The sequence below is a fragment of the Dactylosporangium sp. CA-092794 genome, from assembly GCF_050948465.1.
In the GTDB taxonomy this organism is placed as follows: Bacteria; Actinomycetota; Actinomycetes; order Mycobacteriales; family Micromonosporaceae; genus Dactylosporangium.
This window is the reverse complement of record NZ_CP192044.1, coordinates 3632633-3655478: the sequence shown is the minus strand read 5'-3', so window position 1 is coordinate 3655478 and position 22846 is coordinate 3632633. Positions and strand designations below refer to the sequence as shown.

The following is a 22846-nucleotide window of genomic DNA, read 5'->3' as shown; positions in this document are numbered from 1 at the left end:
TTCCCCGCCCTCAGAACCGGCGCGCCTTTGGCGCCGTTGTAGGGCTGCTGCCGGAGGGGAGGACGTGGAGGAATGCGAGAGAAGTTGCGGTGGATCGGCGCCGTCGCCCTGGTGCTCATCGCGGTCGGTGCCGGCGTCTTCGTGCCGGCGCCGGCCTACGCGGAGCCGATCCCCGACGAGAACCACTACGTCATGAACTTCGAGCAGGACGCGGCGGAAGTCATCAACTTCTGCGTCAAGGCCGCCTCTTCCGATCACTACGACTGCAGCAATGACCTGGATGTCCGGCAGACCTCGAGCTTCACCATCCCCTACAAGCAGGGCGACCAGATCCTGCTGGACATCTACATCAAGTGGGGTCCGACCCACAAGGACTACGACATCACCGGCGGCACCGGGTGCAGCGCCGACTACGAGCCACGCTGCACCCAGTGCACCGCCTGGGGCACGGTGCAGGCCACCACTGTGGACTGTCACCTGCCGAAGGTCCAGTTGCCTCCGCCGCCGATGCCGAGCGTCGCACCCTACGCCGACAACAGCGGGGGGCTGCTCAACCTGCTCAACCTGCTCGCTTGGTGCGTCTCGGCCTGCGCCGTGCTGGGCATCATCGTGGTCGGCACGACCATGGCGATTCAGCTCCGGCGCGGTGACCCGGGCGAGATGTCCGAGCACTGGCGAGGTTTCGCCACCGTCATCGGCGGCTGTGTGCTCGGGCTGTCCGCCGGACCGCTCGTGCAGTTTCTTGTTCCGTTCATCTGATCCGCGCCACCGGCGCGCCACAACCCCCATCGGTACCACCGTCCGAAGGAGCGAACATGCTCACCAGTCTGTACTCGTCGGGAGCCACCGGCTTCCTCGCCGAGACGCCGGCGCCGGGTGGCGCCGGCGCCGGCGTCGTCCCGCAGCCGACGGCCCCGACCGCGCCCCCGGAACTGGCCAACCTCGTCGGCACCGCGCTCAACCTCGTCGCGTGGGCCGGCACGGCCGCGGGCGTGGCCGGTGTCCTGATCACCGGCACGATGATGGCCATCTCGCACAAGCGGGGTGAGAGCTCCGAGCACATGAGCCGGCTCGGCATGGTGCTCGGCGGCTGCATCCTGGTCGCGACCGCCGGCCCGCTCGTCCAGTTCTTCTTCTGATGTCGTAGCCGGGTCATCGCAGAGGAGCCCACCCGATGAGATTTCGACGCGAGAACGACGACGAAGAGCGGCCGTTCTACCGGCAGCCCACCTGGCTCATCTCGGCGGCGTTCCTGGCCTTGGGGCTGGGGGCCGGGCTGATCGCCGTGTTGGGTGGCAACGGGCCGGCGCGCTCGGACGCCGGCCCGCCGCCGGCCGGGCCGCTGCTGATCGTCGGGAGCGGCGAAGCGGCACGGCCGGCGGGCTGCCACACCGATGACTCCGACCAGAAGGTGCCCAATGCGCCGCCGGCCGACCTGACCTGGCGGCAGCTCAACGGCGCTCCCGTGCCCCTCTCCGCGTCGGCCGGGCCGGTCCAGGAGACCGGCCCGGTGCTGTGGTGCTTCGCCCACACGCCGATGGGCTCGGTCATGGCCGCGAGCGTCATTCTCCGCCAGATGAGCGGCGACGACTGGCGAGCCGTCATGCAGCAACAGGTCGTGGATGACGGAAACCGCAAGATCTTCGAGATCGTGCGCTCGTCGCAGCGGACCGGCACCGCGCAGTACACGGCGTCCAAGTACGCCGGCTTCCTGATCCAGTCCTACGGGCCCGCCCAGGCGCTGATCCGGCTGCTGATCCAGGCGTCGCCCGGCGTCTACGGCACGGTCGAGGTCACCGTGGCCTGGGACGGCGGCGACTGGAAGATCCTGGCGCAGCCCGGCGGCGACATGTACGGGTCGCCCACCCAGGTGAACGCGACCGGCCCCTTCGTGATGTGGAAGGTATGACATGGCCTCGTGCACATCGGGTGATCCGCTGTACCTCGGAGCATTCGGCGGCATCTCGAAACTGATCGACCAAGGCATCGACGGGATCCTCAAGGACATCGCCAACGCGATTCTCACCGCGGCGATCAACCTCTTCGTCGATGTCGCGAACAACATCCCGACGCTCGGCGACATGACGACGATCAGCTCGATCAAGTCGCAGATCGCCTGGCTCGTGGTGGGGATCGCCGTCGCTTCCATACTCTTCGCCGCCGCCCGCATGGCCATAGAACGGCGCGGGCAGGCGGGCACGACCGCCCTCAAGGGCCTGATGAAGATGATCCTGGTGGCCGGCGGTTCGACCTTCGTCCTCTCACAGCTCGCCGCCATCGGCGATCACTACACGGACTACATCTACACGGCCGGCGTCAACGCCGAGCTGCAGACGATCTTCTCCTGCGGCGGCACGGACGGCCTCACCGCGTTCCTGCTGATCATCGTCGGGATTCTGCTGATCATCGCGGCCATCATCCACATCATCCTGCTGTACATCCGGCTCGGCGTCATGGTCCTCCTCACCGCCACGCTGCCGCTGGCCGCGTCGGCCTCGATGACCGAGTGGGGCAGCTCCTGGTGGCGCAAGCACATCGCCTGGATGGTGGCCTGGCTCGCCTTCAAGCCGGCCACCGGTCTGGTCATCTACGCCGGCGTCGTCATGATCGCCAGCCGGGGCCAGGACCAGCAGGCGATGCGCATCGCCGGCTGCGGCGTGCTCCTGCTGTCCGCCATCTCGCTGCCCGCGCTGCTGCGGCTCGTCGTGCCCGCCATGGGCGCGCTGGGGTCCAGCGACGCGACATCCGCCGTGGCTCTCGGGGCCGCCGGCACGGCCGGCGCGGCCGCTTCCGGCGCGATCCGGCTCGGCACCGGCGGTGGCGGCGGCGGCGGTGCCTCGTCCGGTGGCGGCGGCCGTGGCGGCCCGCAGGGCGCCGCCGGTGCCGCTGGAATCGGCGGTGCCGCCGGGTCGGCGGCAGGCGGCGGCGGAGGAGGCCGTTCCAAGACCAGCTCGGCCCTCGGCGGACTCGCCTCGGTGCTCTCCTCGACCGCGGGCGCCATCGACAAAGGCACCAGCGCCGCGCGGCGGGTCGGCAGCCATGCCAACAACGTGGCGCAGAGCGCGTTGCCGGGCGTTCACGACGAATCGCGCTGACCCGACGGGGGAGACATGTCCACGGAAGCCATCAAGAGTCCCACGTACGGCAACTGGCGACGGCCACGCAAGGCCGGACTCGGCGCCTTCGGGCTGGTCGGCACCATCGGCCTGTTCGGCGGCCTCGTCATCATCCTGCTCTCGTCGCTCATCTCGATCAAGGCGGCCCTGATCGCCGGCACGCCGATCGCGCTCGTGATCGGACCGCTGGCCATCCGCACGCAGGACGGAAGGAACGTCTACAACATCATGGCGCTACGCATCGGCTGGGCCCGGCGCAAGTCCAACGGGCAGCACCTGTACGCATCGGGGCCGCTCTCGGCCCGCCCCGGCGGCCGCTTCCGGCCCCCGGGCATGCTCAGCAAGGTCGTCATGCTGGAGGGCCGCGATCCCTTCGACCGTCCCTTCGGCGTGCTGCACCACCGCTACCGCAACCTGTACACCGTGGTGATCCTCTGCGAACCGGACGGCGGTTCGCTGGTCGATCCGGACCAGGTCGACATCTGGGTGGCGATGTGGGGCGACTGGCTGTCCCGGCTGGCGCACGAGCCGGGCCTGCGGGGCGCCTCCGTGGTCGTCGAGACCGCGCCGGACCCGGGCACCCGCCTCGCCACCGAGGTGCTCCCCCGGATCTCGCCGGACGCTCCGCCGGCCGCCCGCGCGGTGATGGAGGAGGTGGTCGACACCTACCCCGACGCGTCCTCCGAGATGAACACCTACATCACCCTCACCTACGGGCTGCCCGGCGGCCAGAAGCGCGCCACCGACGAGATCCTGGCCGATCTGGCGCTGCGGCTGCAGGGCCTGCTCGCAGGGCTCATCGGTGCGGGCGGGGGCTCGGCCGAGCCGATGTCCGCCGAGCGGATCGCCGAGGTGGTGCGGGTCGCCTACGATCCGGCGGTCGCGGCGGACGTGCTCGACCTGCGCGCGCAGTACGGCGGGACGGGGCTGGACTGGCTGGACGCCGGCCCGGCGGCCGCGATCGAGTCGGTCGAGGCCTACCAGCACGACTCCGGCGTCTCCCGCACGTGGCTGCTCACCCTGGCGCCGCGCGGCACGGTCCGCGCCAGCGTGCTGCGGTCGCTGCTCGATCCGGCGCCAAGCATCCGGCGCAAGCGGGTGGCGCTGCTGTACCGCCCGATCGACCCGGCCACGTCGGCGAAGATCGTGGAGAGCGACCGCCGGTCCGCGCAGTTCATGGCCACGTCGACGCGAGGCATGGTGCGCGCCCGGGCGGCCTCGGAGGTGAGCGCCGCCGAGCAGACCGCGGCCGAGGAGGCCTCCGGCGCCGGTCTGGTCGAGTTCTCCATGGTCGTGACCGTCACCGTGGACTCGCTGGCGGAGATCCAGGACGCCAACGTGACGATGCGCAACCTGCTGGGCGCCACCCGCATCGCGATGCGCCCGGCCGACCGGATGCAGGCGGCCGCGTTCACCTGCGCGCTGCCCGCCGGGATTCTCCCGTGGGAGCAGACCATGATGCCGCAGCAGTTGCAGGAGGCGATGTGAACGGCACCGGCACCAAGCTGCGCGTGCTGGATCTCGGCGAGCAGTGGCGGCGGGGCGCGTCCGGCCGCCGCACGGCCCTCACCGGCCTGGTCGTCCCGCCGATCGAGCGGCAGCCGCGGGAGCGCGACGAGACCGGCAAGCAGACACCCCGGGCCCGCAAGAAGGCGCGGAAGCGCGCGGCCGAGTTCGAGGCGGCGGAGGCCCGGTACCTGGCGCGGATGACCAAGGCGAGCCGGGACGGCAGCATCCCGCACCGCGGTTCGTTCGCCCCCGCGGGCGGCCGGGTCGCCAGCCTGGACCCGCCGACCATGTGGCGCGCCACCACCGTGCAGGCGTGCGGCCTCTGGCCGTTCGCGTCCGGGTCAGGTGCGCCCATGACCGGTGTACCCCTCGGGCAACACCTCGCCACCGGGGCCACGGTGTGCGGCGATCCGCTCAACTGGTTCACCCGCGCCCGGTACATCTCCAACCCGTCGCTGTTCATGCTCGGCATGCCGGGTCTTGGCAAGTCGACGCTGATCAACCGGATGGCCATCGGGCTGGCCGCGCAGGGCGTGGTGCCGCTGGTCCTGGGCGACCTCAAGCCGGACTACGCGGACACCGTGCGGGCCCTGGGCGGGCAGGTCATCCGCATCGCCCGCGGCGTCGGCGGGCTCAACGTGCTCGACCCGGGCGCGATGGGCGCGGCCGCCGCCCGGATCGGCGGCAAGGCCGGCGAGGCGCTCGAGGCGGAGACGCACGGCCGGGTGCTCAACATGGTGGCCGCGCTGCTCACCATCGTGCGCGGCCAGCCGATCAGCGACCACGAGCAGTCGGTGCTCTCGGCCTGCCTGCGCCACCTGCGCGAGAACACACCGCGCGGACAGGCCTACCAGTTGCCCGACCTGCTGCGGGTGCTGGAGGAAGGTCCGCCGCGGGTCCGGCAGATCACGCTCGACCGCGGCCAGGAGTCGCGGTACCGCGACGCCGTGGACCCGCTGCACCGCTCGCTGCTGGGCATCCTGGACGGCCCGCTGGGCGACACCTTCGCCTCGCGGACCTCCACCCACATCGATCCCAATGCCACCGCGGTGTGCATCGACATCTCCCGCATCGGCGAGGCGGACAGCCAGCTCACCGCCGCGGCGATGCTGGCCGCCTGGTCCGACGGCCTCGGCACGGTGGCGGCCTCGCACGCCCTCGCCGACGCCGGCCTGGCACCTCGGCGGTGGTTCTTCACCATCCTCGACGAGCTGTGGCGGCCGCTGCGCGCCGCGTCCGGCATCGTCGACCGCATCGACGCGCTGACCCGTCTCAACCGGTCCCTCGGCCTGGCCGACGCGAAGATCACGCACACCCTGAAGGACGCCGAGGCGCTCGGCTCCGAGGCCGACAAGGCCAAGGCCCGCGGCTTCGTCGAACGCGCCGGCATGGTGGCCTGCGCCGGCCTGCCCAAGGCCGAGATGGAGGACCTGGGCAAGGTGGTGGGCCTGTCGCGCCGGGAGATCGAGCTCGTCTCGTCCTGGTCGTCCCCGCCCGGCTGGGCGCAGCACGGCGAGAACGAGGAGCCTCCCGGCCGTGGCCGCTTCCTGATCAAGGTCGGTGGCCGGCCGGGCATCCCGATCAAGGTCACGATCACCGACACCGAGCGCCATCTGCACGACACCAACACCCGGTGGGTGTCCAACGGCTACGCCGAGCGGATGGCCGCCCAGCGGGCGGCCGAGGAGGCGGCCCTGGCCGCCGGCGACGGCCCCGAGCCCGGCCTCGAGTTCGAGGCCGGCCCGGACTACGACCAGGATCCGGACTTCGAGTTTCATCGATAGCGCGCCTCGGGCGCAGGGGAGGTCATGATGGCGTCACCGGGACCGCCGAAACAGTCGGCCATGCAGCGGGTGCGCGCGCTGATCGCCAGGATCCGCAAGGCTCTCAGCGCCGAGGGCATCCGCAAGTCCTTCCAGCGGATCGGGCGGCTGTGGGAGGCCTCCAAGGCGCCCAAGCCGGCCGAAGCTGACGAGGACCTGGACCAGTCGGCCCCGGCCCAGCCGAGCGCTGCGCCGGCGAGCGCCGCGCCGGCACCGCAGCAGGGCTCCGGCTCCGCGGCGGGATCCGCTCGCCGCCCGGGTCTGCTGGCACGCATGGCGCGGGCGACCTGGAAAGGGGCGCGGGCGACCTGGAGAGGACTGAAGCAGGTAACGAAGTTCACCGGGTACCTGCTGTCGGAGAACCTGGCCAAGAAGGCTCTCGAACGGCTGGACGAGCGGGGCAAGGCCGAGAAGGAGAGCGAGACGGGCAGCCTGTACCGGTCGCGTTCCTACAACGCCAGCAATTACGCGCCGTCCATCGCGCCGTCCATCGCATCGTCCGAGTTGAGTGACGGGCCCGGCTTCGCGCCCAGGCAGTTCGCCAGGGGGGTGGTCGCGGACACGAGCAGCGTCCTGAGCGGCATGGTGGGGCTGGAGCCGGACCAGTCGCTCTACGAGCACGTGGACGGGTTCGGCCCCGCTCAGCGGGGAGGGTCGCAACTGATCTCCGGGTCCGGCGGACCGCGACAGACGTGGGCGAGTCCCAGCCGGGTGTACGGCACGGGCGGAGTCAGAGCCGCCGCCGACCAGCCCCGTCCGCTCGACCGGCCGGCGAGACCCCAAGGCCTCGAAACCAACCAGGCGACGGCGGACGCGGCCATGACGAGGAGCGGACGAGGCTCATTGACGCGCTCGAACCCGGATGCCGCCGCACAGGGTGTCCCCTACACGCAGTCACGGCAGGCGCAGAGACCGTCCGGGCCCAGGCTGTGACCCGCATCGCCACCGCCCGGGTGCGGCTTCCGTTCGACGGTAGCGCACCCGGGCGGTGGTGTGTCCGGTGTGGACTTCAGCAGCTGAGGTTGTCGCCCGGCTCGACGCCGAGGATGCCGGTGAAGTTCTTGTACGTGTCGACCCGATCCTGCACCTGGGCGGCGTTTCCGCCGTTGCACTCGATGGAGCCGTTGATGCTGCGGATCGTCTCGCCGAAGCCGTGGTCGCCGGTGATGGCGGTGTGTGCCGGCATCGCGCCCGCGCCGCTCTGGGACATCCAGAACCACAGGGCGGTCCCCCAGGACACCGCGGCGTCGGTCTTCACCTTGTCCGGGTTGTTGAGCAGGTCGACGTCGAGCGCGACGCCGGCCGCGTTGTAGTTGGTGTTCCAGCTGATCTGCAGCGGGCCCCGGCCGTGGTACGCGGTCTTGCCCGCCGGGCAGCCGTAGGGCTGGGCGGGGTCGCAGTAGTTGCCCCAGGCCGACTGGTCGAGCTCCTCGACGTACTGCAGACCGCCGGATTCGTGGCTCACGTTCGCCAGGAAGGCGGCCATCTCCCGCTTCTGCACGGTGGCGTCGCCGGTGGTGGCGAACGCGGCGTACTTGCCCATCGCCGCGGTCAGCCCCGAGTACGTGTAGAAGGAATTCCGATTCGGGAACATCTGATCGAACTGCGCCTCGGTCAGCACGGTGCCGGCGTTCTGCGCGCCCTTCTGCCCGTCCCCCGCGGCGGACGCCGCCGGGCTGCCCATGGTGTCCGGGTCCATGACCTTGTAGGAAGCGAACCGCATGCGCACCTGCATCACGTAGTCCGACGGGCTGACGATGACGATGCCACCCTTGCCCCTCACCGCGTCGATGCCCTCGTGGTAGGCCATGAGGGTCAGCGAGAGCTTGTCGCCGGTGACCTGGTTCTGCGTGAGCATGGTCTCCACCTGGCCGGCCAGGTCACACAGATAGCGTGCCTGAGCGTAGATGGAGTCCGTCGGGTCGGTGGCGGACGCGCCGTTCTTGTTGTCGTCGTCGCGGCCGTACTGCTTGAACTGATCCGGCGTCAGCTGGGAGAGACCCAGCTTGCCGTCCGGGCCCTGCTTGTTGGGATCCCAGTCCGACTCCACGTCGATCTGGGCGGCGAGGATCACCGGGCTGAGGATGTCGCACTGCTTGGCGGCATCGTTGAGCGGCTTCACAAAGTCGTGATTGGGCACCCTGCTCTCCAAGAGGTCGCCCTTGCCGTCGCCGCCGACCAGCGCGGTGCCCCAGGCCCCGCCGCTGGCCGACGGATTCGGTATCTCCGTCGAGCCGCCCAGCGCGACCATCAGGATGATGACGATGAGGAACAGGAACGCCAGCAGCAGCAGCGGAAGGCCGAGCAGGCTGACGATCGCGCTGAGGATCATCATCAGGACGTTCTGGACCGACAACTCCCCCAGCTTGTTCTGCCCCTTCTGCGCCTGCCTCGCCCCCTGCGCCGCCTTCTTCGCCCCTTGCGCCGCCGCCATCCCCATCTTGCTGCCCATGCCGCTCATTCGATCCCTCGCTCTCCCGGAGGTTCGGTCGCCGCAACGACGTACGCGTGCGCCGGCCAGTTCACGGATCGACGGGCGAAAGAACGCCGAGAAACCGCCCGCGCGCGTGAACCGGCCCGGTCCGGGCGCCGTTTAGGGCGCACCCCGGCTGTGCCGGGCAGCGGCCACCTGCGCCACCCATCGGGTGGAAGGAGATGAGATACACGTGGGCATTCCATCGGCGCCGCCACGACGGCCCGAGCACGACGACCGCAGGCGGTCTCCCGACGACCAGCGGGACACCGGGGACAAATGGGCCGGCGATCCGGCGACCGGATCGCTGACGCTGGCCGAGCGGCTGCAGACGAGCCGGCAGCTGCGGCCCGACGACGCGCCCCAGCAGCAGCGGCCGCGCCGGCGGATACCGGTGCGGGGCCTGTCCGACAGCGGCTTCTGCTGGGTCGCGGCCCACGGCGGGGCCGGCGCCACGTCGCTCGCGATGGTGCTCGGCGGGGTCGACCTGGGTTGCCGATGGCCGGATCCGGTCGTGGGTGAGCCGGCACACGTGGTGCTGGTGGCCCGCACCCACGCGGCCGGCATGCGCGCGGCCTCCCGCGCGCTGAACGCCATGCGGGAGGGCCGGCATCCGCCCGGCATGAAGTTGGTGACGCTGGTCCTGGTCGCCGATGCGCCCGGCTCGCTGCCGCTGGCCCTGACCAGCCGGGTGCGGGTGCTGCGCTCGATCGCGCCGGTGATCCGCGTGCCCTGGATCGTCGACTGGCGCGCCGGAAAACCAGCGCGATCGTTGCCCAAGCAGCTCTTCCGGCTCGGCGAGCTGCTCGGCTCACGTCCGGCAGGTGTGCGATGAAGGGCTCCAACGACAGTTATCTCCCGTGGACGATCGTCGTGTTCACCGGGATCAACCTGGCCATCTTCGGCGTGCTGTGGCTCGGCGGTACGACCGGCGCGGCGGTGAGCGGCGCGGGGTGGCACCCGCCGTCGTTCTCCATCGGAACGTACATCAACGTGCTCCTCGGCCACGCCGACCGGGTATGGCCGGGGGCCAACCCGATCGCGGTGTACACGGGCATCGGCATCCTGTTCTCCATCCTGCTCGTGCTGGCGTTCCTGGTGGTGCGCAAGATCGTGGCGCGGAAGACGCGTCAGCAGGGGCTGGCGCGGGAGCGCGAGCTCGGGTCGATGGCCCCGAAGGGCATCGAGGCCCGCGCCCGCGACCTGCGCCCGTCGCTCAAGGGCATGAACCAGCTGCATCCGGACGAGACCGGCAACCTGCTGGGCAATCTCCATCCCAACGGCCCCGAGCTGCGCTCGTCGTTCGAGGACGTGGAGCTGGACCTGATGGCACCGCGGGCCGGGAAGTCCACCGGCATCGCCGTCCCGCGGGTGCTGCGGGCCCGCGGCGCGGTGCTGCTCACCTCCAACAAGTCCGACGTGTACGCGGTGACGGTCGCCGAGCGCGCGAGGGCGGGCACGGTGTGGACATTCGACCCGCAGGGCATCGCGCACGCCCCGCGGGAGATGTGGTGGGACATGCTGGCCACCTGCGTCACCATCGAGGGCGCCCGGCGGCTGGCCGGCCACTTCGTGGCCTCGGTCAACGACGACTCGTCGAAGAAGGACTTCTGGATCTCCGCCGCGCAGAACACGCTGACCGCGCTGTTCCTGGCGGCCGCGCGCGGCGAAGCCACGGTGACCGAGCTGCTCGGCTGGCTCGCCGACCCGTCCGACCGGACCCCGGTCGACGTGCTGCGCGACGTCCACATGCCGGCGATGGCCGAGCAACTGCAGGGAACGGTGCGCGGCGCGGTGGAGACCCGCGACGGCATCTACGAGACGGCCCGCCAGTGCGTGGCCTGCCTGCTCGACCCGGAGATCCTGGCCTGGGTCTCGAAAGACGAGCGGCTGCCGCAGTTCCGCCCGGACCACCACGTCCTCACCAACGACACGCTCTACCTGCTGTCGAAGGACGGCGGCGGCTCCGCGGCCGGAGTGATCGCCGGTCTCGCCGACGCGACGCTGCGCGCCGGTGTCGTGGCGGCGGAGCGGATGGGCGGGAGGCTGGATCCGCCGATGACCGCGGTCCTCGACGAGGCCGCCAACGTCTGCCGGATCTCCGACCTGCCCGACCTGTACAGCCACCTGGGGTCCCGCGGCATCAACGTGGTGACGCTGCTGCAGAGCTACCGGCAGGGCCAGCGCGTCTGGGGCGACGCCGGCATGGACGCCATGTGGGGCGCCGCGACCATCAAACTCCTCGGCGCCGGCCTGGACGACGCGGACTTCGTCGAGAAGATCTCCAAGCTGGTCGGCCAGCACGACGTGAGCACCATCAGCACCACGCACAGCAAGGAAGGTAATTCCCGGCAGGTGTCGTACCGGCAGGAGAACATCCTGCCGCCGGACAAGATCCGCGCCCTGCCCAAGGGCACCGCCCTGCTGCTGGCCACCGGCATCCGGCCCGCCCTGATCCAGCTGCGCCCCTGGTACAAGGAGCCGAACGCGGCCCGTATCTCGGCCGCGGCGAAGCGCGAGGTCGCCGCGATCACCGAACGCGCCGCGGCGAAGGCGATCGACTCGAGCTGGGAAGTCCAGTCCGCCTTTTAGGGCCTCACGCAGAAGGGTCTTCACCATGACCAGTTCCTTGTGGGACGAACCCCACGGGCACCACGACTCCTGCCAATCCGCTCACGCCCTGGGCCTGCGGCCGCCGAGCACCCAATACCACGACGCGCCCGAGTCGGCCGGCCGCGAATTCGGAACCCACCGGCGCAAGAGGCAGCCCGCCGTCGCCCCATCGGTCGTCGCCGACGGCGGAGCGACAGCATGACCCAGGTTGTTCAGGAAACCGAACCGCAGGTCACCGGACCGTCGGGCGACCAGGAATCCGATGAACCGTTTTTCATCCTGTATCTGTTCGGCCGGGAATACCAGGAGGAATTGGAAAGACTGACCACGTGGGTGAACAATCTGCTGATTCCGGTATACGGCCGCGAGGTGACGTCCAGCTCACCGTGGTGTCCGGATTGGGCACTGCACCAGGAGGCGGTCGCCCAATTCCACGGACTGTGGCTGGCCTGGCAGGACAACACCGGGCCGAAGGCCCCCATGTCGGGCCCCGCGCAATGGCATCGAGACTTTCTCGGGCCGGTCATGCAGTCGCTACGCGACCCGTCCGGCCCGTTCGCGGGCTGCCGGCGGGGATCCCACCGCGAAAAAGAAGTCCCGTTTGTCAATGATTGATGACCGACGTTTTTTGCGGGATTCGAAAGATGGACGACAGTGGCCAGCCAACGTCGTGAACCGGCGAGCACCGGCATCCGTTGAATGAGCAAGAATTCGTCCGACGAGAGGGGAAAAGAATGCAACCGGAGTATGACCTCGAGGCGCAAGCGCCCGTGCCGGTCCGGGATTGGTCGAAGTCATTCAAGCGAAGCATGGCTTCATTGGCAACGAGGCCCCACAAGGACGCGACCAGCATGCTGCAGGATCTCGCCGCCATCACCGAATCAGCCTCCAGCTTCGGGTCCGCTCTCAATGATTACGCGTTCGAAGGGAACAAAACGGCGCAGCGGGCCATTGACATCACCAATATGGTCACCAGTTTGGGGGGTGCAGCAGCGCACGGCTGGGATGTCGCTCACGGGGACAAGCAGCTGCATCCATACTACGTCGCGGCCAGCGTCGCGAGCGCCGCGCTGTCGACCGCCCGCACGGCAGTCGGAATCGCGATGGACGAAGGCACCAGCAAAGAGACCGCCAAGTTCGCCATCGACATGGCACAGGCGGCGATGCAGGTCGCCAAGTGGGGAACCAAGCCTTCGGAGAAGAAGGGTAAGGGCAAGGATTACGACGCTGTGGCGTCCGAGGTGTCATCGCTGCGGGCGCAAACGCAATCGCTCCAGAGCCAGGTCGACTCGGCCAGCCGAATCGTGGGGACATCGACCGCCTCGGTGCATTCTTCCCAATCCGCCCCGGTCGCGGGGGCGAGCGGACAGCGCCACCGGTCGAACCACCAATCGTCGGGGCAGGGCCGGCGGCGAAGCGCCTAGGCGGGCAGGTCCCCGGGCCCTCCCGTGTGCCGTCGCCGGCAGACGGGAGGGCCCGGGTTTCGAGGTTTCTCGGGTCTGGAATTGAACTCTCCGGCCCGTCGCGTCGTAGGTTGGCTATGGAACCGACGGTCGATCCGGCTTCGGCAGGGCAGCCCGGAGCTGCGCGGCTCGACGAGGCACTGCGCCAGCTCTACGACGTGTACTCGCCGATGTTGCTCAGCTACCTGATGCGGTTGACCAACGGCGACCGGCACCGGGCCGAGGACATCGTCCAGGAGACGCTGATCCGGGCCTGGAACCATCCCGAGGCGCGGCTGCCGGACGGGTACTGGAGCCGGCGGTGGCTGTTCACCGTGGCCCGGCGGATCGCCATCGACCACATTCGCGCGGTGAGCGCGCGGCCGCCGGAGCATCCGGACGAGCGGATCGAGGCGTACTCCGGGCACGAGGACGACGTCGAGCGGATGCTCGACCGGCGCGAGGTCCGCGAGGCGCTCGCCCGGATGCCGGAGCGGCTGCGCAGTGTCCTCGTGGCCATGTACTTCCAGGATTTCTCCACCGCCGAGGCGGCGCAGCTGCTCAGTGTGCCGCAGGGCACCGTCAAGTCGCGGATGTACCACGCGATGCGCGCCCTGCGCGAAGACCTGGTGGAACGCGGGTTCAACTTCAGCCGGCTCAAGCTGGCGGCCGAGCCCGATCAACCCGTTGCCGATGCGGGCAAGAAAGCGCCGCGGGCCCGCAAGGCGGCCAAGGAATCGAAGCGCTGAAAGCGGTACCCATCGGATGAACCGGAGCCAGGGCAGAGCCGTCTTGGGGCCAGCGCCCGACGCGCGACACCGAGACGTAGCCGGCGAGAGGATTCCGATGTCCAGGACTGTCCGCCTGATTCTCGCGGTGGCGGTGTGCCTCACCGTGATAGGCGCACCCGCCGCGGCAACGGCCGCGGAAGGCGGGTACGTCAAGTACTACACCGTGGCCAAGAGCTACAACGGCGCGGCGGAGAACCTGACGGAGATAGCGAAACGGTTCCTGGGTGACGGCGATCGCTCCGCGGAGGTCTTCAGCCTCAACGTCGGGCGCAAACAGCCGGACGGGGCGAGCCTGTCGGACCCGGCCCAGCTGCACGCGGGCTGGTATCTCGTGCTGCCGTGGGACGCGATCGGCGACGGTATCGCATACGGCATCCTGCCCACCACCGCCCCCAAGCCGAGCACGTCCACGCCGTCGCCCAAGAACACCCCCACCAAGAGCGCCGCGACCGCGCCCGCCAAGACGGCCACGACCGCGGTACCGAACACCGGCAGCCGCCCCTCGACGGCGCCTCCGGCCTCGCCGTCGGCGGTGCCGTCCGGGACCGCGGCCCCGGCCGGCTGCGCCACCGCGGCGCCGACCAGCCCCGCGGACTACTGGGCGCAGAACACGGTCGCCGCCGACACGGCCTGGCCGGCCAGCCGCGGCAAGGGACAGGTCGTCGCGGTCGTCGACTCCGGGGTGAACGGCGGCGTGTCCCGCCTCTCCGGCCACGTGCTCCCCGGTGCCGACGTCTCGAGCGCCAGCGGGCGGGGTGACAGGGACTGCCTCGGCTCGGGTACGGCGATGGCCGGCCTGATCGTCGCCCAGGCGGACCAGAGCAACAGTGGTGCGGGCGTCGCGCCGGACGCGAACGTCCTGCCGATCCGCGTGGTCGGCACCACGTCGCGGGCCGTTGCGTCCCAGGTGGTCGCCGCGATCAAGAACGCCGTCTCCGGCAACGCCGGCATCATCGCGCTCGGTCAGTACGTCGACCTGACCAACGGCGACGTGGTCGCCGCGATCACCGACGCGCTCAGCCACAACGTGCTGGTGATCGTGGAGGCGCCGCCCGCGGTGTCGGCCAGCTCCTCGACGAACGCCTTCTCCACGCACGGGCCCGACCTGCCCGCGGACGACGCGCTGATCCGGGTGGGCGGCATCGGCGCCGACGGCAAGCAGCCGATGGCGTACCGGTCGGGTTCGGTCGACGTGGTCGCGCCCGCGGTCGGCGTGTCGACCGTGTCGATGAGCGGCAACGGCTGGGTCTCGCTCACCGGCACCCACCTCGCGGTGGCGTTCGTCGCCGGCGTCGCGGCCCTGGTCCGGGCGGCCGACCCAAACATGGACGCCAGGCAGGTCGGTCACGTCGTGCGTACCTCGGCGACCAAGGTGGGCGACGGCAAGGTCCCGGACCCCGCGTTCGGCTACGGCATGGTGAACGCGCCGTCCGCGGTCGCCGCCGTGCTCGGCAACGGCGCCAAGCCGGCCGTGACCCCGACGCCGGTGGCGGCGGGCGGTTCCGGCGGCGGCGCCGGCAAGTGGGTACTGCTCGGCTTCGTCCTGCTGCTGTTCGGCGCCGGCGGATACCTGCTGGTGCGGAACTTCGTGTTGCGCCGCGACGGATCGGACGACGAGGAGTGGACCGCGCAGGAGCGGCAGCAACAGCAGCGCCCGCAGCCCTCGATGCTGCAGCCCGCGCCGCGGCCCCGGGTGGCCGAGATGGCGATGGCCATGTCCATGGCCGGCATCGCCGGGCCGGAGACGCAGGAGCTGTACGGGCCGCGGATGGCGGAGAGCCCGATGGCGTCGGCCTCGGACTGGCGGGCGGCGCGGACCCTGGCCGGCAACGAGGACCACTGGACCGACGAGTACGACGAGTCCGGCCTGCGCGACGAGCCGGACGGCGACGACGTCTCCGCTGAGATCGACAACCGCCGCCCGCCGGCGGGGGACTCCGACCGCGACTGAGCGCGACCGATCCGGCGCACACGCGGCAGCGTGTGCGCCGTTCTATACCGATATGACCGAATTTTGCCGGACCCGAGGTCCATCGATGGTGGACCATCAAGGGCGTGTACTACGCTTTCCGGGCGGAACCACAGGAAGAGCAGTACACATCAACTCCGGCTAAGCAGGTCATACGCGGTGACGACGGCGTCCACACGATGATCGATGTCCTGATCGTCGACGACAACCCGATCGTGCGCGCGGCCCTCCGCGGCTATCTCGGCACCACCGACGAGGTGCGGGTGGTCGGCGAGGCCGGCAACGGGCGCGATGGACTCGCCATGGCCCGGCGGCTGAAACCGAAGGTGGTGCTCCTCGACTACCGGATGCCGATCATCGACGGGCTCTCGGTCATCGAGGATCTGTCCCGGGTCGCCGCGGTGCTGGTCCTGACCAGCGACTCCGATCAGGGACTGGTCGCCAGCATGCTGCGCGGCGGCGCCCGCGGCTATCTGGTGCACGGCGAATTCGAGCCCCCGGAGCTGCTCCGCGCGGTCCGCGCCGTGGCGGCCGGCCACAGCTGGCTCTCGCCGATCGCCGCGGCGATCGCCGTCGCGGCCGTCCGCGAGCGGGTCACGCGCGAGCAGATGCAGCACGAGCAGCAGGAACGGCTCCAGGAGTTTCGCGCCCGATTCGGACTGACCGAGCGCGAGCAGATGGTGGTCGATCTGCTGGCCCAGGGCCTGTCCAACGCGAGCATCGCGCGGCGCCTGGTGCTCAGCGAGAAGACCGTGAAGAACCACCTCAACCATATCTTCACCAAGCTTCAGGTGGGCACCCGCACCGAGGCCGTGGCCCGCTGGACCGGACGCGACTGAGGCGTCACCTGGTGGGCGCCGGCTTCACGTAGGCCGACACCACCGGCGTGCCGTCGGACAGCGTGACGGTGAAGAACGACAGATCCGCGGTGGAGACCGCCGCCTCGCCGCTGATCTGCTGCGGCGCGTCGGACCCGGTCCACGTGGTCACCACGTGGGTCTTGCCGTCGGACGTGACGACATAGAGCTGGTACTGGGTGTCGTGGTGCAGCCCGGTGACGGTGGCCTGGATGGTCACGGTGTCGTCGTGGCCGGTGGCGAGCACCGAGAGGTGCGCGCCGGTGGTGGTGTCCTGCGCGGTGGCGGCGAGCGTGATGTCCACCGGGCCGGGCGGGCTGCCGGGCCCGCTCAGGGTCAGCCCCACGAAAACCCCGGCCGAGATCACCACGATGAGGGCCAGGCTCACGAGACCGAGCAGGCTCCTGGGAGTCAGCCGGCGGCGGCGCGAGGCGGACGGACGACCCGCGGGACGGCCGCCGGACGGACGGACCCGCGGCGGAGGCGCGCCCGGATGGCGCGGCGGCTTGGCCGGGACGGTTGCCACGTCGGACGATAGGCGCTGGGTGGACGGCACCGGCATGGCCGCCGGGACGGGCACGCCGAACGCCTCGACGACCTCCCGGCCCTCTTCGTCGGAGAGCAGTACCAAGGCATCCAGGACCTCAACCAGCTCGTCCGCCTCCACCTGGCAGGCAGGGCAGGTCGCGAGGTGGCGCTCGACGACGTCACGCTCCTGCTGGGCCAGCTCGCCCAGCAGGTACAGACCAAGCGAGTCCCGCACATGCGGGTCGCCGGCGGAGTCAGTCACTCGGCATCAGATCCTCAAGCCACCCCGGTCGCCCGGGTCCACGGTCCCCCAAATTACGTGCCCGCGCACCGTCGGGTTCACCTTTCGAAACAAGACTTTCAGGTGAACCTGGCCATCAGCCGAACGGTGTCAGTCGCGGAAGCTCTCGTCGCTCGTCTCGTCCGGGCGGGCGTCGCCGCGCGGAGCGCCGCCGGCGCCGGCCCTGGTGAGCGGGTGCCCCAGCCGGGCCGACCAGTAGTCATCGGCGGGATCCGGCGGCTCCGGCCCCGGATCGGGTCCGGGGTCGTCGCCGTCCTGGTCCTCCCGCCCGGCCCGCATGAGCCTGCGGATCCGCAGGACGAGCAGGACCCCGGCGCCCAGACCGATGAGCGCGACGAAGACGAGCAGCGTGCCCCGGCCGCCGTTGGACGGCGCGCTGTAGGTGGGCCGGGCGGCCGGCTGTGCCGAGCGCGCCTCCTCGGGCAGCGACTTCGTGACCGACTGACCCGGGTTGATCAGGCCGTAACCGTAGCGGCCGTCCGGGACGGCATCGCTCATCTTGTCCGCGGTGACCTCGATCCGGTGCACGACCTGCGCGGCGGTGAGGTCCGGGTAGAGCGCGCGGATCAGGGCGGCCTCGCCGGCCACGTAGGCGACCGCGTATTGGGTGCCGGTACCGTTGATCGCGCCGGTACCGGTGGTGCCGAGGCTGGTGATGTTCACGCCGGGCGCGACCACGTCGATCGCCCCGAGCCGGTAGGACGCGGCGTGCTGCCCGTCCACGCTGACGCCGCCGACCCGGATGGTGGCCTCGGACGGCGATCCGGCGGAGGGGTCGACCGGCGTCGAGCTGACCGGGGCACCGCAGACGACGACCACGTCGTGCGTGGCGGCCTCGGCGATCGCGGCGGCCACCTCCGGGTCGCCGCAGTCCACATAGGACCCGAGCGCGATGACCGTGGCACCGGCCGAGGTGGCCACCTCGATGGCCGTGGCGCCGTCGGCCGGCTGGGCCTTGGGCGAGTTGGTGACCATCCGGATCGGCATGACCACGGCGTCCGGGGCGATGCCACGCAGGTTGCTGCTCTGCGTGGGCTGGCCGACGATGAGACCGGCCATGGCGGTGCCCGAGCCGATGCAGTCGATGTCGCCGCGGCCGCTGCTGGCCACGACGTCGGCGCCGATCGTGACGTGCCCGGTGAGCTGCGGGAGGCTGCCGTCCGCGCCGGAGTCCACGATCGCGATCAGCTCGCCCTTGCCGCTGGTGTGGGTCAGCGCCTGCTCCGGCGCGAGCCGCAGCGTCGCCCAGTCGGACTGCGACGACGAGCTGGACGAGGCCACCGTGCAGGAGCCGCCGGCGCCCGGGGCGCGGCTGGGCGAGATGGAGGGGGCGGCGGTCTTCGTCGGGGCGGCGGATCCCGTGGCGCCGCCGCCGGGCTTGCCCGGACTCGGCGGGGTGGCCGCCGGCTTGGGCACCGTCGTGGGCAGCAGGCCGTATTGCACACCGGCGCCGATCGCGTCCCAGGGCAGCACCAGCTCCCACCCGGCATGCAGCTTGTTGCCGTCGGTGAGCGCGCCGCCGTCGGGCTGCTGGCGCCCGCTGTTGAGGTTGAAGACCTCGGCGGAGCGCCGGCCGTCCTCCAGGAACCGGGTGGCGATCTCGGTCAGGTTCTCCGGCGCACCGTTGTACGACGACGTCACTGTGTAGTACTTCACGAACTCGCTGTTATCGGACGGAGCGGCGGCGACCGGTGACGCGGCGAGACCGACCAGGCCGACCCCGAGCGCCAGGGCAAGGCTGAGCCCCGCGCCGGCCCGGGTGCGCCGGGTGGTGGACATCGTCATCGCTTCCCCCAATTCGCTAGTGCCACCAATACGGGTCCGGCGGGGTCGAAGTTCATGACGGGCGGTCACTTTTCTCGGCCGCCGATCGGCGGCCCCCGGTGTACAGATTCCGAAAAATAAGCGGCCACCGGATGACCCACCCGGGCTCGAGATCCGTATTTGAGGTAATCACGGTTGCCTCGTCGAAAGGCCCGATCATGATCAGTCAGTCCGCGGTCCTCTCCGTTGACACCGAGGTCCGGCCCGATCTGCCGACTCCCGACGACGACGCCCCGGCCGCCGGCGCGCTGGTCCCGCTGCGCATGTCGGAGGTCGTCGAGGCCCTCAAGCAGCGCGACCGGGCCGACGAGGACACCGCCCCAGGCACGGCGGTCCCGCTCCCGGACGGGCGGTGCGACGACCCGTTCGACTGGTGGCCGCTCCTGCGCCCGGCCCCGTCCCCGGACCGCCTGCTCGGACGGCGCAGCAGCCGGCGCGCGTTCCTCCCGCGGCCGGTCGCCGCGATCACCGCGGCGGTCATCGACCCGGTACCCGAGAGCATCGACGCTCCGGCCGATCGGCGCCCGGCCACCGAGCGCCGCGCCGGACGGCGCAGCGCCCACGGGGTGGACTGGCTGCCGCCGCGCCCGCCGGTCAACACCGAGGCCTTCGACGTGTACGTGTCGTGCACCACCACGCCGCAGATCGCGGCGGACGACGGGGTGCCCAGCCCCGACCTGTTCCTGCTCGGGCGCCTCGAGGCCCGGCCGATCACGGAATCCGCGGACCTGCGGCACCTGCTGCGGATCCGGGTGGAGCCCGGCGGCGCCGTCGAGCTCGGGCATCTCAGCGTCCGGGTGCCGCCCCACCTGCAGCATCTGATCCACATCGGCCTGTACCTGCTACCGGTCGGCTGGCTGGACAAGGCGCGCCTGGTCGCCGGCTACACGCTGAGCGAAGCCGGTGCCACGTGTGTCGAGCGGTTCATCGACCAGCGGGTCACGATCCGCAGCTCCGGTGCCCGGCACGGGATCGACGGGCTGCCCAACGACGCCGTGCGGTGGCCGGAGCGCCGGCACCGCAGGGCCTACGCGATGCTGCCGGAGACCGGCACCGGCCTGCCGGCCGACCGGCTCACGCTGTTGCGCCGCAAGCCCGAGCCCGAGCGGGGGTACCGGCTGGTCCAGCTGCGCGTGCCGCGGCGGCGGGCGATCGACACGGTGCGCACCGAGGTCGCGCTCCGCCGGCTCACCGCGCTGCGGTCCCGGCTCGCCGGGCTGCGGGCCGCCGGGGCGGGCGTGGTGCTGCCGCCCCGCTCCTATGAGCGGGTCGAGGTCCGGCGCGTCTACGTCCCGGCCGGCGGGGGCTGGCGCCCGGTCCCCGGCGCCGCGCCCTTGGCGGACCTGATCGGCCGCCCGGCCGGGGAGAGCCCGGCGGCCTCGGACTCCGCCGGCCAGGAGGGGGACTGACCGCGGACCCGCCGCGGCACGTTCTTCGCGAAGGCCAGCGCGAGGGCACCGAACAGCACCATGAAGATCACGGCCACGATCCGGATCACGGCGATGTCCGAGATACCGGAATCGCCGCCGGTGGAGCCGGCCCTGGCCCCGGCCGGCGTGGGCGTGGGCGACGCGGACGCGGGCGGCCGGGATGCCGCCGGGGGCGTCAGCGGCGGGAGCGGCCCGGTGCGCACGCCCGGGCCGTCGGCGTCGGGCGGCAGGATCAGGATCCATCCGGTGTGCAGTTCCAGCGGGTCGGTGAGCCTGGCGCCGTCCGGCTGCACCCGGTCCTTGTTCAGGTCGAAGATCTCCTGCGCCCGCTTGCCGCTGCCGAGCGTCTTGGCGGCGATGTCGAACAGATACTCGCGCTGGCCGTTGAGCGGCGTGCCGACCACGTAGTACTTCACGGTGTCCGCCGACGCCGCGACGGGATGCAGGAGCAGGGCGAGGAGCCCACCCAGCACCGCGACGACGACACCCCGGCGGATGGTCACGACCCTACGACGGCGTCCGGGACGGGAACGTTCACGGAACGGTGAACCCGGCCGGTCCGCCAGTCGTATTGGTGGCGGACTATCCCGCCCACCACCCCAAAAGGGACCAAACGTGGACAATGTTTACAGTCTCCTCAAGGGAACAAGCCGGGTGACGACCGTGATCCTGGCGTCGGTGCTCGCCGTGTGCTGCGCCGTGGCCGCGTTCATCGGGATCGGCAGCGCCGTCGCGGACAGCAACGAGATCCAGGGCACGCCGGTCGACGACGCCACCGCACAGACGCTGTCCCTCGCCGCGCTGTCGTGCAGCACCCTCACCGGTCCCCGGCTCGCGGGGCAGGTGCTGGCCGGTGACATGTCCCCGGCGGACTTCACGAAGTGGGCGCCGTGGCAGGACGCCAACCCCAACGACACCCGGGCGGTGTACTACGCGCTCGCACACGAGATGTGCGACCTGGTGGGCGAGGTCCGGCTCGCGAAGGTCGACGGGGACGAGTGGTCCAACGCGCTCGCCGCGTACCACTCCGGGCTGCAAGCGGTGCGGAACGCGGCCGGCGTGCCGGGCTCGGCGAAGTCCTACGTGGACACCGTGAACGGATACGCGGCCTGGTACGCGAAGCAGAGCGTGTTCGGCGGGCAGGGCAACCCGGTCGCCTCGGCCGCCCCGTCGGCACCGCTGCAGACGAGCCTGGTGCGGGTGCCCGACGCCGACCTCGCGCCGGTGCTCGCGGCGGGCCGCATCTGCTCCGGGGTCACCCCGGTGCGAGTGGCCGCGCAGGTGATGGCCTCGTCCGCGTTCAACGCCAACCTGCGCTCGCCGAACGGCCAGATGGGCGTCGCCCAGTTCTCCGCCGAGCTGTGGAGGGCCTACGCCCCCTCCCCGAAGGCGTCGCCGTGGGACCCGGCCACGGCCATCCCGGCGATGGGCAAGGCCATGTGCGACCTGATGGGGCAGCTGAAGAACATGAGCGGCGACGGTTACCAGCTGGCGCTCGCCGCGTTCCGGGTCGGCCCGACCCCGGTCCGGCAGGCGATGGGCATCCCGAACCTGCCCTGGCTCGGGCGCTTCGTCGCGCAGGTGAACGCGGACGAGGCGTACTACGCGCTGGACACCCGGCTCACCGCGGACGCCCCGCCCGCGCCGAGCAAGTCCCCGGAGCCGTCGGCCGCGCCGCCGAAGAGCGCGCCGCCCCCGCCACCACCGCCGCCGCCCTCCCCCGCGAAGTCGCCGACCCCGTCGATCGTGGCGTACAAAATCGTGAGCGTGAACAGCGGCAAGCTGCTCTCCCCGCTCAACCACACGACGGAGTGGAACTCGCAGCTCGTCCAGCACTCGGACACCGGCAGCCGGGACCAGCTCTGGCAGATCATCAGCACCGGCGACGGCCACGTGAAGATCAAGAACGTCGGCAACGGGCTGATCGTCGCGGTGCTCGGCATCTCCCGGGAACCGACGGCGTCGCTCGTGGAGTACAACGACGAGCCGCACATCAACAACGAGTGGACCATGCTGGACACCGGCGGCGGCGTCTACAAGATCCAGAGCGCCCAGAGCGGCCTGCTCATGGCCGTGGACGTCATGTCCACCGCGGAGGACGCCAAGGTGACGCAGTACGGCGACAACGGCACCGCCGATCACCTGTGGCGGCTCGTCCCGGCGAGCTGAG

At 71.0% G+C, this 22846-nt stretch carries 19 protein-coding genes; 16 read left to right on the top strand and 3 right to left on the bottom strand.

Annotation, left to right across the window (positions count from 1 at the left end):
- The first annotated feature begins 72 nt into the window (after positions 1 to 72).
- From ACQPXD_RS15680 to ACQPXD_RS15650, 7 genes are read left to right on the top strand one after another with little or no spacing between them, the layout of a single operon-like run.
- A complete protein-coding gene (locus ACQPXD_RS15680; protein ID WP_432839001.1) occupies positions 73 to 759 on the top strand; it encodes a hypothetical protein in 687 nt (228 codons plus the stop codon).
- 56 nt (positions 760 to 815) lie between these two features.
- Positions 816 to 1139: a hypothetical protein gene (locus ACQPXD_RS15675; RefSeq protein WP_432838999.1), complete on the top strand. Its 324-nt coding sequence runs from the start codon at positions 816 to 818 to the stop codon at positions 1137 to 1139.
- 35 nt (positions 1140 to 1174) lie between these two features.
- A complete protein-coding gene (locus tag ACQPXD_RS15670) occupies positions 1175 to 1909 on the top strand; it encodes a hypothetical protein (protein WP_432838997.1) in 735 nt (244 codons plus the stop codon).
- Between the two features lies 1 nt (position 1910).
- Positions 1911 to 3095: a hypothetical protein gene (locus ACQPXD_RS15665; protein ID WP_432838995.1), complete on the top strand. Its 1185-nt coding sequence runs from the start codon at positions 1911 to 1913 to the stop codon at positions 3093 to 3095.
- Between the two features lie 15 nt (positions 3096 to 3110).
- Entirely contained in the window at positions 3111 to 4604 is a 1494-nt protein-coding gene (locus ACQPXD_RS15660) for an SCO6880 family protein (RefSeq protein ID WP_432838993.1), read from the top strand.
- The gene (locus tag ACQPXD_RS15655; protein WP_432838991.1) at positions 4601 to 6409 is read left to right on the top strand and encodes an ATP/GTP-binding protein; all 1809 of its coding nucleotides are present in this window, start codon (positions 4601 to 4603) and stop codon (positions 6407 to 6409) included. The genes ACQPXD_RS15660 and ACQPXD_RS15655 overlap by 4 nt, the downstream gene beginning before the upstream one ends.
- 60 nt (positions 6410 to 6469) lie before the next feature.
- On the top strand, positions 6470 to 7381 hold the full coding sequence (locus ACQPXD_RS15650; protein WP_432838989.1) for a hypothetical protein: 912 nt from the start codon (positions 6470 to 6472) through the stop codon (positions 7379 to 7381).
- A gap of 76 nt (positions 7382 to 7457) precedes the next feature.
- On the opposite strand, the gene ACQPXD_RS15645 is transcribed toward ACQPXD_RS15650, so the two are convergent.
- On the bottom strand, positions 7458 to 8900 hold the full coding sequence (locus tag ACQPXD_RS15645) for a glycoside hydrolase family 19 protein (RefSeq protein ID WP_432838987.1): 1443 nt from the start codon (positions 8898 to 8900) through the stop codon (positions 7458 to 7460).
- A gap of 214 nt (positions 8901 to 9114) precedes the next feature.
- On the opposite strand from ACQPXD_RS15645, the gene ACQPXD_RS15640 reads away from it, so the two are divergent.
- The 7 genes from ACQPXD_RS15640 to ACQPXD_RS15610 all read left to right on the top strand — a co-directional run bounded on the left by ACQPXD_RS15640 (position 9115) and on the right by ACQPXD_RS15610 (position 16575).
- Positions 9115 to 9756 (top strand): hypothetical protein, encoded by a 642-nt coding sequence (locus ACQPXD_RS15640; protein WP_432838985.1) that lies wholly within the window; start codon positions 9115 to 9117, stop codon positions 9754 to 9756.
- Positions 9753 to 11513, top strand: a complete 1761-nt coding sequence (locus tag ACQPXD_RS15635) for a TraM recognition domain-containing protein (RefSeq protein ID WP_432838983.1) — start codon at positions 9753 to 9755, stop codon at positions 11511 to 11513. The genes ACQPXD_RS15640 and ACQPXD_RS15635 overlap by 4 nt, the downstream gene beginning before the upstream one ends.
- A gap of 219 nt (positions 11514 to 11732) precedes the next feature.
- Positions 11733 to 12149 carry a DUF4913 domain-containing protein gene (locus ACQPXD_RS15630; protein WP_432838981.1) on the top strand — a complete coding sequence of 139 codons (417 nt, stop codon included), beginning with the start codon at positions 11733 to 11735 and terminating at the stop codon, positions 12147 to 12149.
- 236 nt (positions 12150 to 12385) lie between these two features.
- The gene (locus ACQPXD_RS15625; protein ID WP_432838979.1) at positions 12386 to 12958 is read left to right on the top strand and encodes a hypothetical protein; all 573 of its coding nucleotides are present in this window, start codon (positions 12386 to 12388) and stop codon (positions 12956 to 12958) included.
- 116 nt (positions 12959 to 13074) lie between these two features.
- Entirely contained in the window at positions 13075 to 13725 is a 651-nt protein-coding gene (locus ACQPXD_RS15620; protein WP_432838977.1) for a sigma-70 family RNA polymerase sigma factor, read from the top strand.
- A gap of 97 nt (positions 13726 to 13822) precedes the next feature.
- Positions 13823 to 15718, top strand: coding sequence for a S8 family serine peptidase (locus tag ACQPXD_RS15615; RefSeq protein WP_432838975.1), 1896 nt, complete (start codon positions 13823 to 13825; stop codon positions 15716 to 15718).
- A 197-nt stretch (positions 15719 to 15915) separates the two neighbouring features.
- Positions 15916 to 16575, top strand: a complete 660-nt coding sequence (locus ACQPXD_RS15610) for a response regulator (RefSeq protein ID WP_432838973.1) — start codon at positions 15916 to 15918, stop codon at positions 16573 to 16575.
- Positions 16576 to 16579: 4 nt separating this feature from the next.
- On the opposite strand, the gene ACQPXD_RS15605 is transcribed toward ACQPXD_RS15610, so the two are convergent.
- A complete protein-coding gene (locus ACQPXD_RS15605) occupies positions 16580 to 17383 on the bottom strand; it encodes a zf-HC2 domain-containing protein (protein WP_432838971.1) in 804 nt (267 codons plus the stop codon).
- Between the two features lie 129 nt (positions 17384 to 17512).
- A complete protein-coding gene (locus tag ACQPXD_RS15600; protein WP_432838969.1) occupies positions 17513 to 19207 on the bottom strand; it encodes a S8 family serine peptidase in 1695 nt (564 codons plus the stop codon).
- Between the two features lie 197 nt (positions 19208 to 19404).
- Between ACQPXD_RS15600 and ACQPXD_RS15595 the strand changes: the two genes are divergently transcribed.
- Positions 19405 to 20655, top strand: a complete 1251-nt coding sequence (locus tag ACQPXD_RS15595; protein ID WP_432838967.1) for a hypothetical protein — start codon at positions 19405 to 19407, stop codon at positions 20653 to 20655.
- A gap of 675 nt (positions 20656 to 21330) precedes the next feature.
- Positions 21331 to 22845 (top strand): RICIN domain-containing protein, encoded by a 1515-nt coding sequence (locus ACQPXD_RS15590; protein ID WP_432838965.1) that lies wholly within the window; start codon positions 21331 to 21333, stop codon positions 22843 to 22845.
- The last annotated feature ends 1 nt before the right edge of the window (position 22846 follow it).